Raw genomic sequence first — 17,140 nt, 5'->3', positions numbered from 1 at the left:
GTGCAGCCGATGTTCTGCCAGATGACCCTGCCCACTACGCCTGATGACGCATCGGGGGTTGCGCTACCGGTTCCTCTTACTGCTCTCTTCGAGTGGAATCCTGGGAGCGGTCCCAGACGAGGGTGGGGGCGCCCACGCCACTTCGGGCGCCCCCTGGTCTCGTCAGCCGCGTCCGGCGCCCGCACCGGCGGTGACCACGCTCTTCACGCTGCTCGCGCCGTCGAGCGGGTAGGAGTAGGGCACGCTCTTCACGGAGCCGCCCTGGTCACCCGTTCCCGAGTTGACGAAGTGGTTGTTGCGCGCCACGAGCGATCCACCGGGTGAACTGCCCTCGCCGCGGTGGAACGGGTCCTGGGTGTTCTCGAAGTAGTTGCCTTCGACCAGGACCCCGCCCTCGACGGTCGACGCGACGCCGTAGTCGGTCACACCGCCGTAATAGTTGTTGTAGACGTGCACCGGGTTGCCGAACCGCACGCGCGGGTGGCGCTGCTGCGTTCCGTCGAACCAGTTGTGGTGGTAGGTCACCCGGAGCTTGCCGCGATCCTCTGAGCCGTTGTCGTCGCTGTGGCCCAGCAGCATCGTCTTGTTGTGGCTGGTGAACTTGTTCCACGACACCGTGACGTAGTCGGAGGCCCGCTTGACGTCGAGCGCGCCGTCGTAGCCGTTGGAGAAGGTGTTGTGGTCGATCCACACGCGGGTGGAGTACTGCACGTTGATCGCGTCGTCGCCCCAGCTCTTGAAGTTGAGGTTGCGCACGATCACGTTGGAGGCGTTGGCGATGTTCAGGCCCTGACCGGTGATCGCCGAGCTCGAGCCGACACCCTCGATGGTCTTGTTCGAGGCGACCTTCGTCATGCTCGACAGCGAGATGGTGCCGGAGACCCGGATCACCGCTGAGCCCGACGCCTTCGCGGCCGCGACGAACGCCGACGCCGTGGTGACCGTGACCGGCGTGGCGCTGCCACCACCCGTCGTGCCACCTCCCTGAGTGGCCCAGCCGACCAGCCCGAACGGGGCTGCGGCCGCCTGGGGAACGGACACCGCGCCGAGTACCAGCGCGGCGGCTGAAATCAATGCTGCGCGTTTTGGAATCATTACTCGCTCTCCCAAAATCGGTGAGCGGCGGTACATCTCACACAACCAGTGTCCGCGCGAGCGGTCAACCATTTCGAAGATATTCGAATCGAACAATCGAAACGAGTTGACAGAATAGATCACCGCTCTACCATCGAATTACCGCCGCGCATCCCCCTGCATGCGGAGCGCACATGAAGAAACTGGCACCACTGGTGTTGGCCGCCGCACTGGCAGCCTTTCTCGCACCTCAGGCACAGGCTGCGGGCAGCACCTTTCCCACCCCGTCCGGATCGAAACCGGTCGGTGCGACCATCAAGGTCGGATCGAGCGGCTACGACGGCGGAATGCAACGGTTCTACGGCACCGGCAACCTCGGTTCCGGCGGCCAGAACGAGGGCCAGGACCCGATCTTCCAGCTGGCCGACGGCGCGACGCTGAGGAACGTCGTGCTCGGCTCGCCGGCCGCGGACGGCGTCCACTGCCTCGGCACCTGCACGCTCTCCAACGTCTGGTGGGAGGACGTCGGCGAGGACGCGGCCACGTTCAAGGGCACGTCGTCCTCGCAGACCATGACCATCAGCGGTGGCGGCGCGCGCAAGGCGTCGGACAAGGTCTTCCAGCACAACGGGCCGGGCACGATGGTCATCCGCAACTTCCAGGTGGACGACTTCGGCAAGCTCTACCGGTCCTGCGGCAACTGCAAGACGCAGCACAAGAGGCACGTCGTGCTGGAGAACATCACCGCGTTCTCCCCCGGCAAGACGCTGGTCGGCATCAACACGAACTACGGCGACACAGCGCGGTTCTCGAAGATCACGATCGTCGGGGACAGCAGCAAGAAGATCGCGATCTGCGACAAGTACCAGGGCACCACCAGCGGTGAACCGAAGAAAATCGGCACCGGGGCGGACAGCACGAACTGCCTGTTCAAGTCCTCGGACATCACCTACAAGTAGAGGAAATGCCCCGGCCGCCGGCCGGGGCATTTCTCACCACACTTCAAGAGTGTGAACTCCTATGTGTTCGAAATTCCAGTCGTCCCCGATTCCGGGAATCCGCGGCAACGTCACGAGCCCGTTCTCGTCCAGCGGATCGGCGATGGCGTTCCGGTGCGGCGGAACCCGGTCGAAGTCCACGTGCGGGTGCAGCAGCCCTCGCTCGTACCAGCGGCCCGCGTCGGTCGCGCCGAGCACGGTGAGGCTGGCCGACCCGTTGCCGTGGATCTCGCAGTCCATGTTGAACGACTCCGCGAGGTGCACGGTCTTGAGCACCGGCGTGATGCCGCCGCTGCCCGCCGGGCCCGCCCGCAGCACGTCGCACGCGCCGGACGTGATCCACTCGGCGCGGGTGAAGTGCTTGCCCCACGCCACCTCCGGGCCGATCACCGGGATGTCGAGCTGCTCCGCGAGCCACCGGTAGGAGCTGATCGACGCCTCCTCCATCGGTTCCTCGAACCAGTAGAAGTCCAGCTCCTGCAACGCCCTGCCGAGCCTCAACGCCTCGGTGCGCGAGTACCAGTGACTCGCGTCGAGCATCAGCGCGACGTCCGGTCCCACCGCCTCGCGCACGGCCCGGCACGCCTCGATGTCACGGGGGACGCTCGGCGCACCGGGGATGGGCGGCATCCAGGTGTGCAACTTGATCGCCCGATAGCCGACCGACACGAGGTGCTTCGCGAAGTCCGCGTAGTCGGCCGGTGTCGCGAGGCCCTCCGTGTCACCGCACATCGTGCTGGCATAAGCCGGAATCCGGTCACGAGCACCGCCGGCGAGCTTCCACGCGGGCAGGTCCGCGCGGCGTGCCACGAGGTCCCACAGCGCCTGGTCGACGAACCCGAGCGCGCGGTCGGTGAACCCGCCGTGCGATCCGCGTTGCCGCCGGGCCAGCAGGCGCCACAGCCGTTCGCGGTCCCACGGGTCCTGGCCGAGCAGCACCGGCCGCACGTGCTTGTCCAGCACCGCCGGCCGCACCTGGTCGGGCTGCACCTGGCAGTACCCGGTGACGCCGTCGGTGTCGGTGATCTCCAGCAGCGCCTCGACCACCTCGTGCTCGGGCGCCGGATGCCGGTGCCCCTCGGGGTCGACTGACGTGGCCGCCGTGGTCTTGAACGTCCGCACCACCACCCGTTCGATCACTTGCGCTTCTCCCAGTCCTGCTGGGCGGTGGTGAGCTTGGCCGCGAGCTGGTCGAGGAACTCCTGCGCGGACATCTGGCCCAGCAACACCTTCTGGTACAGCGGTTCGGTGTCGGTCTTGGTGATCGAGGAGTACTCCGGCAGGTAGACCGGCGCGGGCACGAGCACGGTGGACGGGTCCTCCAGCACGCCGAGCGCCATCTTCACGGCCGGGTTCTTCTGGATCCACTCGGCTCCGCGCACGTCGGTGTTCGCCGGGATCTGGCCGACCTTCTCGTTCCAGTAGCCGTTGCTCTCCGCCGAGACCAGGAAGTCGACGAACTTCCAGGCCGCGTCCCGGTTCTTCGAGCCCTTGAACACCGCGAAGCCGTCCGTCGGGTTCGGCACCACGGTCCGCTTGCCGGACGGCCCCTTCGGCAACGGCATGGCGCTGACGCGTTCCGGGCCGAGGGCCTTCATCACGTCCGCGGTCGAACCGAGGTTGTGGTGCATCATCGACACCGCGCCACCGGTGAACTGGGCGACCATCTGCGTGTAGTTGTTGTTCACGTCGGCCTCGGGGGTGGCCTTCTTGTACATCTCCGCGACCTTGCGCACGAGCTCGGCGTTGCGCGGGTCGGCGACGGTGCTCTTGCCGCCGTCGTAGAACTTCTCGACACCGGAGTAGGAGTACGCCTCGGACAGCAGCTGGAAGACCGATCCGGCTCCGCCGCGGATCGTGAAGCCGTACTGGTTGTCCGCGGGCTTGGTCAGCTTGGCGGCCGCCTGCGCCAGTTCGTCCCAGGTCTGGGGTTCCGGGATCTTGTTCTCCTCGAACCGGTCGGACCGGTACCAGATCACGTCCATGTTGCCCGACGCGGGAACGGCGTAGAGCTTGCCGTCGGGCGCGGTCTGCCGCACGGTCTCCAGGAGGCCGTTGAGGAGCTTCCCCTTGAGGTCACCGCTCTCGACGCGTTCGTCGGCCGGTTCGAGCGCGTCCTGCCCGACTAAATGCGCAAGGTAGGACGTGGTCACGCCACCGACGTCCGGCGTGGATCCGCCCGCGATGGCCGTGTCGTACTTCTGCTGCACCGACGAACTGGGAACGCCCACGTAGGCGATCTTGATGTCGGGGTTCGCCGCCTCGAACCGCTTGATCAGCTCCTGGTAGATCGGCGTGCGGCCGGGGCCGCCGTTGTTGTCCCAGAACGTGACCGTCGTCGGGCCGTCCGGCGTCGCGGAACACGCGCTCGCCACCAGTGCGAGCGCGACCAGCAGTCTCTTCATGCTCTCTCCCTCATCCCTTGACCGCGCCCGCGCTCAGTCCCTGCACGAGGAACCGCTGCACGACAGCGAAAACCAGCACGACCGGCACGGCGGCGATGACGCCACCCGCCGCGAGCGCCCCGAAGTCGGTGTTGAACTCCCCCAGCGCGTAACTCAGTCCGACCGGCAGCGTGAACTTGTCCTGCCTGCTCGCGAACATCAGCGCGAACAGGAAGTTGTTCCAGGCACCGATGAACGCGAACGACCCGACGGCCACGATGGCCGGCACCAGCTGCGGCAGGGTCACCGCGAAGAACGCGCGCAACCGCGAACAGCCGTCGACCATCGCGGCCTCTTCGAGCTCGATCGGAACGTTGCGCACGAACCCGCTCATCAGGATCAGCGCGAGCGGCAGCTGGAACGCGGTGTCGGCGATCACCAGGCCGGTCAGGCTGTTCAGCAGCCCGGCGGACTTGAAGATCACGAACAGCGGGATCAGCATCATCGCGCCGGGGATGAACTGCGTGCACAGCAGCGCCAGCAGGAAGACCCGCTGTCCGCGGAACTTGAAGCGCGCCAGCGCGTAGCCGCCCATGAGCGCGAACACGGTGACGGTGATCAGCGTGCCGACCCCGATGATCAGGCTGTTCTGGAAGAACAACCCGAAACCGACGCCGTTCCACACGGTGTCGAAGTGCTCGAACGTGATCGGCCACGGCACGAGCGAGGTCTCCCCCGCGGGCCGGAAGGCGAAGACGACCATCCAGTAGAACGGGATCAGCGTGAACAGCAGGTAGAGCACCAACGGCAGGTGCAGCCGGAAGTACCGGCTCGGATCGCGGTGCTTCTTGCGTCGAGGTGGCGCCGGAGGTGGCGGCACGACCGTCTTCGGACGAGTCAGCGTCTGGGTCATGCCCGGCTCCCGAATTTGGACACCCTCAGGTAGAAGATCGAGAAGAACAGCAGGATCACGAAGCCGGCCATCGTCAGTGCCGACCCGTAACCGAAGTCGTGCGAGTCCACGGCCTTGCGCGCCACGTAGAGCGGCAGGGTGGTCGTCTGGTTCGCCGGTCCACCACCGGTGAGCGTGTAGATGAGGTCGACGTTGTTGAACTCCCACACCGCCCTCAGCAACGTGGACAGCACGATCGCGTCGCGCAGGTGCGGCAGGGTGACGCTGATGAACCGGCGCCACCGCCCGGCACCGTCGACCGACGCGGCCTCGTACAGGTCGCCGGGGATGGTCTGCAGGTCGGCGAGCAGGAGGATCGCGAAGAACGGCACCCCTCGCCACAGCTCGGTGACGACGGTCGCGGGGAACACGGTCTCCGGGTTGCCGAGCACCGACGTGCCGGGATCGCCGATGCCCCACTGGGCGAGCTGCTGGAAGATCCCCGTCGACGGGTTGTAGAGCAGGATCCAGATGCCCGTGGTGAGGACGCCGGACACCGCCCACGGCGAGAAGACCAGTGCCCTGGCCAGCGCGCGGCCGATGAACGTCTCGTTGACGATCAGTGCGAGGACGAGCCCCAGCACCAGCTGCAGACCGACTTCGACGACGACCCACTTGGCGCTGAACGCGAGGCTCTGCCAGAACAGCTCGTCCTCGAACAGCATCCGCCGGAAGTTCTCGAACCCGATGAAGCCGTTCTTCCACGGTTGCGTGACGGTGTGCTGACGGAGGCTGAACCACCCGACGCTCGCGATCGGGTAGACCAGGAACACCCCCATCAGCACCAGCGTCGGGGCGATCAGGGCGTAAGGCGCCCAGGTGCGGGTCCTCACGCGGGGTTCCACCCGCTCAGGTAGGCGGCCTTGGTGTGGTTGCGCGCCTGGTCCGCGGTGAGCTGCGGGCGGTCGGGTCCGGTGCCCGCGCCGGGTCCGGTGTTGCGGTACTCCGCGAACCTCGCGCCACGCCACGGGAAACCGGACATGTCGGTCCACGGCGCGCTCTTGATCGCGGCCGGGAGCTCGGTGTCGCGGATGACGACCTGGGCGATCGCGTCCGGGTCACCGCCGGGGTGCCACGGCCTGCCGAGGAAGTACGTGCCCGCGGGGGCGTCGCTGCGGATCTTCGAGTCGACGATCAGGAAACCGTGCGGGTTGTCCTTGCGCGTGCTGGCCGCCGTCACGTACCCGTTGGGGTTCTGGCCGCGGTTCAACGCGGTGATGGTCGCCCGCTCGAAGACCGCCGTGGCCCGGCCGAAGAGGAAGTCGACGTCACCGGTGATGGCGCAGTCCCGGTAGTACTGACGCGACCGCGTCGTGGTGGACGACGAGTCGGCGTAGAGGGTGTCCTGGTGGCCTTCGAACCGCACGCGGTCGAAGAACGCCCTGTCCCCGGTGGCCTTGACGGCGACGGCCTGCGTCGCCGTGATCTCCGGGTGCTGCGCGCGGTCGAAGGAGTTGCGGAAGGTGAGGTCGCGGGCGGTGAACCCGTCCGCGGCGATGGTGGCCGTGGCGCTGCCCGTCGTGCCGTACGTCGTGCCGTCGGGCTTCTTCGTGCCGCTGGCGTTGTCGTAGTCGATCACGACGTCCTGCGCACGTCCGGTGGCACCCCTGAGCGTGAGGTTCGCCTTGCTCTGGGGGATCTTGACGACCTCCCGGTACACGCCCTTCGGCAGAGTGATCACCGCGCCGGCCGAGGCCGCGTCGATCGCGGCCTGCACGGTCGCGAACCCCTGCCCGACGACGAGGTGGTGCCCGGCCGGTTGCGCACCCGCCTGGAGGTGCTTGATCCGGTGCGCGGGTTCCAGTCCCCGGTTCAGCGTCGGCGTCCACCCGGCGTCGGCGCCGAGCTCCTTGCCCGGGTTGGCCGCGTTGTGAGCGTTGACCAGGCTCGTCGGCTTGCCGTCGACGAGGTTGCCGACGTCGGTGAGCGCCGTGCCGCCCCAGTTGTAGACGATCTTCTCGGGCGTGATGCCCTTGATGTGGTTGTTCTGCGCGTAGATCTGCGACCTGACGCCGACACCCCAGCTGTAGGTCGGCGGGCCCTCGTACAGGTTGTTGTAGACGTGCACCTGGCCGAACCGCACCCGCGGCGCGCGTTCGAGCACGTTGCGGAAGACGTTGTGGTGCACCGAGACCCGCAGCTTGCCGGGATCGACCGTCGAACTGTTCGACGAGCCGATCAGCATCGTCTTGCCGTGCTCGGCGAAGACGTTGCGCGACACCGTGACGAGGTCGGACCCGTTCGTGATGTCGAGCTGGCCGTCGTGCACCTGGTAGGGCCGTCCGAAGTGGAGCGGCTGGGTGCTGTCGACGTTCGGCTCGTCGGTGAACGTGCTGTGGTCGACCCACACGTGCTCCGACCGCTGGATCGACACGGAGTCGTAGAGCGAGTTCCAGTTGCCGGGAGGCGCACCGGGACTGTTGTCCGTGGGATCCCACTGCGGGAAGCAGTCGCGGGTGTCGCGGAAGGTCAGGTTGCGCACGATCACGTTGCCGCTGTTGTGGATCCGCAGGCTGCCACCGGTGATCCCGGCCCCGCGCCCGACACCGATGATCGTGGTGTCCGCCGGCACGGTGAGCGCGATCGTCGCCTCCTGCTTCTTCGCCGACGCGACCCGAGCGTTCTCGAGCGCCCCTTCGGGCTCACGCTCCCATCCCCACACCGCGGGGTCGTAGGCCGCGAGATACCCCTCCAGCGTGTACCCGTCGACCGCGTAGTCGCTGCAGCGCAACGGTTTCCCGTCGACACCGGTGTTAGCGTCGATCACACCCTTGACCTTGACGATCCGCGGCGCCGGTGCCGCGAGCGCCGCGACGAGCTCGGCCCGCGTGCGCACCTCGTGCACGTGCGAGGCCGGCGCCGCCGCACCCCCGGTCGTGCCGGGCCCGGCCGACGCCCAGCCGTCCCCTGCGGCCAGCACCTGCCGCGCCGGGTCGTGACCGGCGTGAGCCGGGACCGCCCCGGTAACCGCGCAGGCGAAAGCCAGCGCGCCAACGAAAAGCCGCATGACGGAATACCCTTCAGAAAGGATTCACATTCTTGAACACCGTCCACGATCGTGAACCGAGAATACGAATGTGTTCGCCATGCGTCAACGAAGTGAATTCATTCGATGATCCGCGACGGTATTCGACGATTATTCGAGTCGAATACCGTCGAATGCGCGAACGCCGCGATCATCACTGATCGCGGCGTTCGGGTTTCTCCGGAAGGACTCAGTCCTTCGGCGGCTTCAGCATCGGCACGAGCGCCAGCGCGGGCAGCAACAGCACCGGCACGATCAGCAGTGCCCGCAGCACCCCCACGTCGTTCCCCAGGAACCCCACGAGCGGAGGCCCGGCGAGGAACGCGGTGTACCCGATGACCGCCACCACGCTCACCCGAGCGGCGGCTCGAGCCGGATCGTCCGCGGCGGCACTCATCCCGACCGGGAACCCCAAAGCGGTTCCCAGCCCCCACACCGCCACGCCCGCGATCGCCACGGCGGGAGAGCCGGCGAACACCGCGAGCGTCACACCGGAGGCCGCGAGCAGCATCGAGACGAGGATCGCCGGCACCCGGCCCCAGCGGTCGAGTGCGATGGTGCCGAAGATGCGGCCGAACGTCATCGTCGTGACGAACACGCCGAACACGATCGCGCCCAGTGCCGGGTCGAGCGTGTAGCCGTCGATGAACGCCACCGCCACCCAGTCGTTCGCGGTGCCCTCGGTGAACGCCAGCACGAGCACGAGGAGTCCGATCAGCAACGTGCGGGGTTCGCGCCACGCGGCCATGACGCCGCTGCCTCGACCGTGTTCGGCCTCGCCCGCCAGCTGGTAGGTGCGGGACGCCACCAGGGTGCCCACGGCGACCACCACTGCCACCGCGCCCAGGTGTGCGGTCACCGGCAGCACGGCCCACGCCACCAGAGACGCGAGCCCCGCGGCGGCGACGGTGCCGAGGCTCCACATGGCGTGGAAGCGCGGCATCACCGTCTTGCCGAGTGCGCGTTCGACCTCGGCGGCCTCGACGTTCATCGCCACGTCGCACAGGCCCGAGCCGTAGCCGAGCGTGAAGATCCCGATCGCCGTCAGCACGGCCGACGGGTACGCGCCGATGCCCACGCCGGCGACCGCGAGTCCCACCGCGACGGTCACGGCGGACACCGAGACCGTGAGGCGCGGCCTGAGGCGGTGAGTGACCTCGCCGGCGGTGAGCATCGCCAGGCACGCGCCCGCCGACATCGACAACAGCAACAACCCCAGCGCGCCCGGTGTCAGGCCGAGCGCGTCACGGGCGGCGGGGACGCGGGCGAACCAGGTCGCCACCGCCACACCGTTGAGTCCGAAGGTCACCGCGACCCCCGCCGCGGCGGCTCGGACCTGACTGCGCGGCACCGTGACCGACATCCCGGTCCCTCCCTTTCTCGATACTGAAGTTCTTACCCCACACATGGAAGCGCTTCCACCGCAATACTGTTGTGATGACGGCAGAACGCACCGCCACGCTGGATGACGTGGCACGGGCCGCGGGCGTGTCCCGGGCCACCGCCTCACGTGTTGTCACGGGACAGGGACCGGCATCACAACACACCAGGGACAGGGTCACCGCCGCGGTGGCCGCGCTCGGCTACGTTCCGGACGCCTCCGCCCGCGCGCTGGTCACCCGCACCGGCACGCGCCTCGCCATCGCCGTCATCGGCCACACCGCCGCCGTGCTCGACGATCCCTACGTCGGCCGCGTGCTGACCTCGGCCGCGCACGTCGCCGCCGAACGCGAGGTCGGCGTCTCCCTGCACTGGCTACCCTTGCACGATCCCGGTTCACTCGCGCGCCTCGCCGACGGCCGCGGGCTCGGGGGTCTCGTGGTGGTGAACCCGACCCGACCCGCGCTGGAGACCGTGCCGCGCACGCTGCGCGGACGGGTCGCCGCGGTCGGGGTCGGCACGAGGCAGGTGCCGTCCTTCGACGTCGACAACCGCTCGGGCACCGACGGGGTCGTGCGGCACCTCGTGCGCAGCGGCCGGAGCCGCATCGCGATGGTCACCGGGCCGTCCTGGCTGCCCTGCGGCGACCGCGCCGTCGAGGCCTACCGGAAGGTGCTGCACGACAGCGGCGGCGAGCCCAGGGTCGTCCCGGGCGACTTCACGGCCCTCAGGGGCGCCGAGGCGGCCATCGAGATCATGGCGCGCTGGCCGGACACGGACGCGGTGTTCGCGCTCAGCGACCTGACCGCGCTCGGTGTCCTCGACGGACTGCACGCGCTGGGTGTGCGGGTGCCGGGCGACGTGGCGGTCGCCGGGTTCGACGACATCGCCTTCGCGGGGCTGAGCAGGCCGGCGCTCACGACGAGCACGCATCCGGTGGAGGAGATCGCCACGGCGGCGGCGCGAGCGGTCCTCGACCGCCGCGACACCTCCGGGGCGACTTTCTACCCTTCCGCGCTCGTCGTTCGCGACAGCGCCTGATCATTCGATCGAGCAGGCCTGACCGTTGAGCGCGAACGCGCCGGGAACGGCGTTCGCGCCGCGCGCCGAGCCGTTGAACCCGATCGTCACCGACTCTCCTGGACCCATTCTCGGGTTGTAGTCGGCGTTCGCCGCGTTGACGGTGGCACCCGATTGCCGCGCTTTCGCGTTCCACATGTCCGTGACGGTCTGTCCGTTCGCGAAACTCCACCGCAACGTCCAGCCGTTGAGCGGCGTGGAGCCCGTGTTGCGCACGCTCACGTTCGCCTGGAACCCGTTGGGCCACTGGCCGGTGATGCGGTAGGCGACGGCACAGGGTGGTGCGGGAGGTGTCGGTGCCGGTGGTGGTGGCACGGCGGTGGTCGTGCGACGAGGTGGCGGGGGCGGAGGAGGAACCGTCGTGGGCACCGGGACGATCGTCGTCGTGGTCGGGCGTGCGGTGACGGAACCGTCGCACGGCGGGCCCCACAAGCCTTTGCGCTCCGCGGAAGCCTCGGACTCGGCGGTGACCAGTGCCCCTCCGTCGACCCCTTCCGGCCGCAGCACGCCCTGCCGCACCGCGAGCAACGCGTAGTCCGTCCCGTCCTCCAGCGCCAGGTTCACGTCACCGGAGAGGACAGGGCTGACGCGGACCGCGCTGGCCAGCAACGTCGTCCTGGCGAACGAGAGCGCGCTTTCGGCCCAGCACTCCCCCGGCTGCGCCAGCTGGGCGATGCGCGCCTTCGTGCCGTCCGCCAGCTCGACGGTCCGGCTGTCGACGACGTCGCGCACGAAGTGCAGCACGTCCTGGGACCGCACCTCCTGGTTGATCAGGGAGGGCGGTTTCCAGGGCGCGCGGGGGGAGGGTTCGGGCGCCGGTGGCCCCGCCGTGCACGCTCCGGTGCACAGGACCAGGACCACCAGCAACTGCTTGCGCATCAACATCTATCCCACGGACCATCGTTGGTTGGGGCCTGAGGTCGCGTGGTACAGCCCGATCCGGGCACCATCCTCACGCGACTCCCCTGCCACGTCGAGCAGGCTTCCGTTCTGCGCGTTGACGAACGTCCAGGTGCCGTCCCCGGTGGACGACAGCACCCACCGCGCGGACGGTCCGTCGGACGAGGTCAGCACGACGGTGCCGCCCTCTGCCGCGATCCGCTGGCCGGTGGCCTTGTTCACGACGGAGAACTGGGCGCGGTTGTCGTAACCACCCGCCCGGCGCTCCAGACGCCACATCTGGTTCGCCGCGGCCGGGTCCGTGGTGCGCTGGACGAGCGAGGTGCCCGACGGCGCGAGGGACTTGCCGCTCTGCACCCCGGTGAGCCGGTGCTCACCGCCGAGGGCGGCCGCACGGTTCACCCCGCTGACACCGCTCACCTCGAACGTGGTGACCGACTTGGCGGGCACGGACAGCGTCGCCTTGCGGTCCTTCACGCGCACGGCCGCGCCCTTCATCAACGCGCCGTACTGGTCCGTCACGACGGGACGGACGGACGCGCCCGGCCGCACCGAGGCGAACGCCGACAGGTCCAGCGTCACGGACTGGGCCTGCTCGCTCTTGTTCAGATGCACCACCGACTTCAGCTCGGTGTTGCGCACCGCGGCCACGTCGGTCGTCGTGTTGACCTTGACCAGACGATCACCGGGCTTCACGAAGTGCGTGAAGTTGCGCAGCGCGTGGAACTTCGTGTTCACGCGCGCCGGGCACGTCGCCAGCGAGTCCTGGGCACCGCAGTTGAACGGGATCTGGATGACACCCCAGTTCATGCCGTTCGGGGACTCGGCGCCGGGCGTCATGTTGTTGTAGTCCTCGACGGCCTGCCACAGCAGCCAGGCGCGGGGTTCGAGCTCGCGCAGGTCGTCGATCACGCGCTCGGCGATGCCGAGGCCGGGTTCCATGCTGGTGAAGCTCTGCCCGGTGCCCCAGTGCCCGTCGACCTCGCTCATCCAGAGCGGCTTGTCCGAGCCCTTGGCGATGTCCCGCGCGGACGTGCGGCGGCCCGTGCCGTAGGTGTGCACGTTCAACTGGCCGACCTGGTCGCGCACCGCGGCCGGATAACCCGCCCAGTCGTCGGCGAAGATCCCGGGGTTGGTCTCGTCCGGCGCGGAGACGGTGGCTTTCAGACGATTGGCGCGCAACGCCTGCGCCATCGCGGGCACGACCTTGGCCTGCAGGGCCGGGCCGAGGTGGGCACCTTCCTGGCGCCCGCCCGTCGGGTTGCCGTCCGGGCCGAGAGTCGTTTTCCAGTAGGAGGTGTTGGGCTCGTTGAACGGGTCGACCGTGGCGAACTTGATGCCGTGGGCCCGTTCCAGCTCCGCGGTCGCCTGGGCGAGGTAGGCGGCGAAGTCGCCGATCCTGTCCTCCCGCAACTGGTCCGCGTTCGGGTCGAAGCCGCCCGACACGTACCCGCTCACGGTCTGGAACCACGGCGGCGAGTTGCTGAACGACTCCCACCGGGTCACGTCCTGCTTGATCCGGTCCACCCACCACCGCTGCCGCGGATCTGCCGCCTTGTCGAAGAAGCGCGGATCGCCCGGCTTCCACCAGTCGGTGTCCGCGCGGGTGGTGCCGGCCGGAGCCTTCCACCAGCCGGGGACGGCGGCACCCGCCCTCAGGTACTGCGGCACGTCCGGAGCGTTGCCGCCGCCGATGTTGTACCGCGCGATGTTGAGGTTGAGCCCGTCCTCGCCGAACAGCAGCTCCGCCAGCTGGTTGCGGATCTCGTCCGGGTAACCGCCGGTGGCGTTGGCGAACCACACCAGGCTCGTGCCCCAGCCCTGGAACGGCTCCTGCTGGTAGGTCGGATCCGGTCTCACCGTGACCGCCTCGACGGCTGCCGTGGCGGGGGCCGCGGTGGAGAGGGTGAGCGCCGAAACGGCGAGCAGAGCGAGAAGTCTGGTCATCGGTTCTCCGTTGAACGCGCGATGTTCACGCTAACATCTATCGAGAACCTACTGGGGAGTCAAGGTCCTGCCGGACGGAGGCGCGACCGCCGGCAGGACCCCTGGGACGCTCGCCCCCGAGGAGGCGGGCCCACTCGCCCGAGCCCCGAGGAGAGCTACTTGAGCGAGCAGGTGGCGAAGCGTTCCAGGCCTTCCGGCTTCTGGGCGACCCGGCCGATGGCGGTCTCGATGCGGTTCAGCGCCGCGACCCGCTTGTCCTTCAACGGACCGAGAATCGCGTTCTGCACGAAGTTCGGGCCACCCTGACCCACCGAGGTGCGCAGCCTCTCGTTCGCCTCCGCCTGCTGCTTGCCGAGGTTGGCGAGCTCGCGGTCGACCTCGGCGCGCGCGGCCGCCGGCACGTTCTGCACGACCGGCAACGGACACTCGATCACCCCGCCGGCCGCCGTCCCACCCGTACCGCCGGTGCCGGTCGACGCGGGCTTCGGGGTCGTCTTCGAGGTCGCCGGCGCGGGGGCCACGGCCGGTGCCTGGCCGAGTCCGCAGGTCGCGAACCTCTCCAGGCCCTCCGGCTTCTCGGCGACCCGGCCGATGGCGGTCTCGATGCGGTTCAGCGCCGCGACCCGCTTGTCCTTCAACGGACCGAGAATCGCGTTCTGCACGAAGTTCGGCCCGCCTTCACCGGCCGACGTGCGCAGCCGGTTGTTCGCCTCGGCTATCTGCTTGTCCAGGTTGGCGAGCTCCCGCTGCACCTCCGCCTGAGCGGCGGCCGGCGCCGCCGGGACGACCGGCTGGGGACACGCGATCGAACCGGTCCCGGTCTCTCCACCGGCGAAGGCGACCGCCGCCGTCACCGCCGTCAGCGTCGCGGCCACAGCGACTCCGGCGACGATCACACGCTTGCTCCGCTGCGGTCGTGCATGCGCTCTCGACATATTCGAACCTCACGACTAGGGGACGTTTTCTGCCGGCACAGCGGGATACGTACCGGGAAAGGCAAAGGTTCAACTACTTGTGAGCGTTCACAGCTTTTGGCATGCTCACGATTCATTCCGCAGTCCCGCACCTGCGAAGAACCGGGGAACAGCCATGCCTTCGGCAGACAGAGTCGTCCACGAGCAGATCCCGTTGCGAGTCCGGGGAGTGAACCTCCGGGTCGCGTCGGTGCGCAGGGAAGGCGTCGACGCCCCCGTCGTCTTCCTGCACGGGTTCGGCACGAGCAAGGAGGACTACCTCGACGTCCTGCAGCGGCACGACTTCGCCGGGAGGTCCTTCCTCGCCTACGACGCGCCGGGTGCGGGTGCCACGGAGTGCGCCGACCTCGGAGCGGTCGACCTGCCGTTCCTGGCGGACACCCTCCACGCGATGCTCGACCGAGCGGGCATCGGGCGGTTCCACGTCGTCGGGCACCTCACCGGTGCGCTCGCGGCGCTCATGCTGGCCCGCAGGGAACCGGGCCGCGTCCTGAGCTTCGTGAACATCAAGGGCATCCTCGCCCCCGAGGACTGCGTGCTGAGCCGGGAGGCGCTGCGCCACGACGATCCGGGCGCCTACGTCTTCGCGCTGGCCGAGCGCAGCCGCGAGACTCCTTGTTACGGCGGCGGGCTCTACGCGGCGAACCTTCCCACCAAGGTCCGCCGCGGTGCCCTGCCGACGCTCTTCCGTTCGATGGTCGAACTCGCCGACCACGGGAACCTGCTGCAGGGGTTCCTGTCACTGCCCTGCCCGAAGATGTACCTCTACGGCGAGCAGTGCGCGGCCCTGTCCTACCTGCCCCTGCTCGACGCGAACGGGGTGGAGCTGGCGGAGATCCCGCACAGCGGGCAGCTCCCCATGTACTCCAACCCCGTCGCGATGTGGCGGCAGATCGCCGAGTTCCACGCCCGTCAGTTGATTCCCAGCGCCAGGCGGTGGTAGGCGGAGTTCCAGCGCAGCCGGTCACCGAACGAGGCAGGGGTCGTCTCGGAGTCGATCAGCACCAGCTCCGTGGCGGCCATCTGCGCGAAGTCCCGCAGCACCTCGGCTCCGACGGCCTGCGTCATCACCGTGTGGTGCGGGCCGCCCGCGGTGAGCCAGCACTCCGCGGACGTCGAGAGCGACGGCGCAGGCTTCCACACGGCCCTCGCGACCGGCAGCTTCGGCAGCGGCTCGTCCGGTTCCACGACCGTGACCTCGTTGGCCACCAGGCGGAACCGGTCGCCCATGTCGGCCAGGCCCACCACGACGGCGGGTCCGGTCGCGGCGTCGAACACCAGGCGCACCGGGTCCTCCCGGTCGCCGATGCCCAGCGGGTGGATCTCGCACGACGGCTGGGCGGCGGCGATCGTCGGGCACACCTCGAGCATGTGCGCGCCGAGGATCTTCGGCTCACCCGGCCCGAAGTGGTAGGTGTAGTCCTCCATGAACGACGTGCCGCGACCCGTGCCGGTGCCCATGGCCTTCACGGCGGCGAGCAGCGCCGAGGTCTTCCAGTCGCCCTCACCGCCGAAGCCGTAGCCGTCCGCCATCAACCGCTGCACGGCGAGACCCGGCAGCTGCCGCAGCCCGCCCAGGTCCTGGAAGTTCGTCGTGAACGCGCCGAACCCGCCGTCGTCCAGGAAGGACCTCATGCCGATCTCGATGCGGGCGGCGTAGCGCAGCGAGTCGTGCCGCTCTCCCCCGCGCGCCAGCTCCGGGCCGAGCCGGTAGGCCTCGGCGTAGTCGGCCACGAGCAGGTCGATGCGGGCGTCGGGCACCTCGTCGACCACGGCCACGAGGTCGTTGACGCCGTAGGTGTTGACCGAGACGCCGAACCGCAGCTCCGCCTCGACCTTGTCGCCCTCGGTCACGGCGACGTCGCGCATGTTGTCGCCGAAACGGGCCAGCTTGAGGCCGCGCAGGTGGGCGACACCGGTGGCGGCACGGGCCCAGCCGTCGATCCGGTCCGCCACCACGGGATCACTCGCGTGCCCCGCGACCGTCTTGCGCGCCACTCCGATCCGCGTCTGCACGTACGCGAACTCGCGGTCGCCGTGCGCGGCCTGGTTGAGGTTCATGAAGTCCATGTCGATCGTGGACCACGGCAGCGCCTCGTTGAGCTGGGTGTGCAGGTGCAGCAGCGGTTTGCGCAGCAGGTCCAGCCCGGTGATCCACATCTTCGCCGGGGAGAACGTGTGCATCCACGCGATCACGCCGACGCACGACACGTCGTTGTTCGCCTCCTGCATGACCTTCCGGATGGCGCCGGAGTCCGTCAGGACCGGCTTCCACACGATCTCGGCGCTGATCCGGCGGGAGTCGCTGAGCATCCGCTGGATCTGCTGGGACTGCGCCGCGACCTGGTCCAGCGTCTCGGGCCCGTAGAGGTGCTGGCTGCCGGTGAGGAACCAGATCTGGGGCTTGTCCGCCATGTGCTCTCCTT

General features: G+C 68.8%; 14 protein-coding genes. 3 read left to right on the top strand and 11 right to left on the bottom strand.

All coding sequences use genetic code 11. The features are described from left to right. Window positions 1–162: 162 nt before the first annotated feature. Entirely contained in the window at window positions 163–1,095 is a 933-nt protein-coding gene (locus tag PV646_RS30080; protein WP_500345655.1) for a pectate lyase family protein, read from the bottom strand. A 173-nt stretch (window positions 1,096–1,268) separates the two neighbouring features. Between PV646_RS30080 and PV646_RS30075 the strand changes: the two genes are divergently transcribed. After that, window positions 1,269–2,033 (top strand): pectate lyase, encoded by a 765-nt coding sequence (locus PV646_RS30075; protein WP_500345654.1) that lies wholly within the window; start codon window positions 1,269–1,271, stop codon window positions 2,031–2,033. 33 nt (window positions 2,034–2,066) lie between these two features. Here PV646_RS30075 and PV646_RS30070 read toward each other — a convergent pair whose 3' ends face one another. The 6 genes from PV646_RS30070 to PV646_RS30045 form a co-directional block, all read right to left on the bottom strand. Beyond that, a complete protein-coding gene (locus PV646_RS30070) occupies window positions 2,067–3,212 on the bottom strand; it encodes an enolase C-terminal domain-like protein (RefSeq protein ID WP_500345653.1) in 1,146 nt (381 codons plus the stop codon). Then, window positions 3,209–4,477 carry an ABC transporter substrate-binding protein gene (locus PV646_RS30065; RefSeq protein ID WP_500345652.1) on the bottom strand — a complete coding sequence of 423 codons (1,269 nt, stop codon included), beginning with the start codon at window positions 4,475–4,477 and terminating at the stop codon, window positions 3,209–3,211. The genes PV646_RS30070 and PV646_RS30065 overlap by 4 nt, the downstream gene beginning before the upstream one ends. Window positions 4,478–4,487: 10 nt before the next feature. Continuing rightward, window positions 4,488–5,369, bottom strand: coding sequence for a carbohydrate ABC transporter permease (locus PV646_RS30060; RefSeq protein WP_500345651.1), 882 nt, complete (start codon window positions 5,367–5,369; stop codon window positions 4,488–4,490). Continuing rightward, window positions 5,366–6,187, bottom strand: coding sequence for a carbohydrate ABC transporter permease (locus PV646_RS30055; protein ID WP_500345870.1), 822 nt, complete (start codon window positions 6,185–6,187; stop codon window positions 5,366–5,368). Before PV646_RS30055 ends, PV646_RS30060 begins: the two co-directional genes overlap by 4 nt. A gap of 50 nt (window positions 6,188–6,237) precedes the next feature. Continuing rightward, the gene (locus PV646_RS30050; RefSeq protein ID WP_500345650.1) at window positions 6,238–8,415 is read right to left on the bottom strand and encodes a pectinesterase family protein; all 2,178 of its coding nucleotides are present in this window, start codon (window positions 8,413–8,415) and stop codon (window positions 6,238–6,240) included. A 208-nt stretch (window positions 8,416–8,623) separates the two neighbouring features. Then, window positions 8,624–9,796 carry an MFS transporter gene (locus PV646_RS30045; RefSeq protein WP_500345649.1) on the bottom strand — a complete coding sequence of 391 codons (1,173 nt, stop codon included), beginning with the start codon at window positions 9,794–9,796 and terminating at the stop codon, window positions 8,624–8,626. A gap of 74 nt (window positions 9,797–9,870) precedes the next feature. On the opposite strand from PV646_RS30045, the gene PV646_RS30040 reads away from it, so the two are divergent. Next, complete coding sequence (locus PV646_RS30040; protein WP_500345648.1) at window positions 9,871–10,854, top strand: LacI family DNA-binding transcriptional regulator; 984 nt, start codon at window positions 9,871–9,873, stop codon at window positions 10,852–10,854. Here PV646_RS30040 and PV646_RS30035 read toward each other — a convergent pair whose 3' ends face one another. The 3 genes from PV646_RS30035 to PV646_RS30025 all read right to left on the bottom strand — a co-directional run bounded on the left by PV646_RS30035 (window position 10,855) and on the right by PV646_RS30025 (window position 14,636). After that, a complete protein-coding gene (locus PV646_RS30035) occupies window positions 10,855–11,772 on the bottom strand; it encodes a cellulose binding domain-containing protein (RefSeq protein WP_500345647.1) in 918 nt (305 codons plus the stop codon). 6 nt (window positions 11,773–11,778) lie between these two features. Beyond that, window positions 11,779–13,740 (bottom strand): RICIN domain-containing protein, encoded by a 1,962-nt coding sequence (locus PV646_RS30030; protein ID WP_500345646.1) that lies wholly within the window; start codon window positions 13,738–13,740, stop codon window positions 11,779–11,781. Between the two features lie 155 nt (window positions 13,741–13,895). Continuing rightward, window positions 13,896–14,636: a hypothetical protein gene (locus PV646_RS30025; protein WP_500345645.1), complete on the bottom strand. Its 741-nt coding sequence runs from the start codon at window positions 14,634–14,636 to the stop codon at window positions 13,896–13,898. 193 nt (window positions 14,637–14,829) lie between these two features. On the opposite strand from PV646_RS30025, the gene PV646_RS30020 reads away from it, so the two are divergent. Continuing rightward, window positions 14,830–15,657, top strand: coding sequence for an alpha/beta fold hydrolase (locus PV646_RS30020; RefSeq protein ID WP_500345644.1), 828 nt, complete (start codon window positions 14,830–14,832; stop codon window positions 15,655–15,657). On the opposite strand, the gene araA is transcribed toward PV646_RS30020, so the two are convergent. Further along, window positions 15,627–17,129 carry an L-arabinose isomerase gene (araA, locus tag PV646_RS30015; protein ID WP_500345643.1) on the bottom strand — a complete coding sequence of 501 codons (1,503 nt, stop codon included), beginning with the start codon at window positions 17,127–17,129 and terminating at the stop codon, window positions 15,627–15,629. The two genes, PV646_RS30020 and araA, sit on opposite strands and share 31 nt — an antisense overlap. Window positions 17,130–17,140: the final 11 nt, after the last annotated feature.

Source organism: Streptomyces sp. ID05-26A, assembly GCF_033794685.1.
Taxonomy (GTDB): domain Bacteria; phylum Actinomycetota; class Actinomycetes; order Mycobacteriales; family Pseudonocardiaceae; genus Lentzea.
This window is presented reverse-complemented; position numbering and strand designations above follow the sequence as displayed.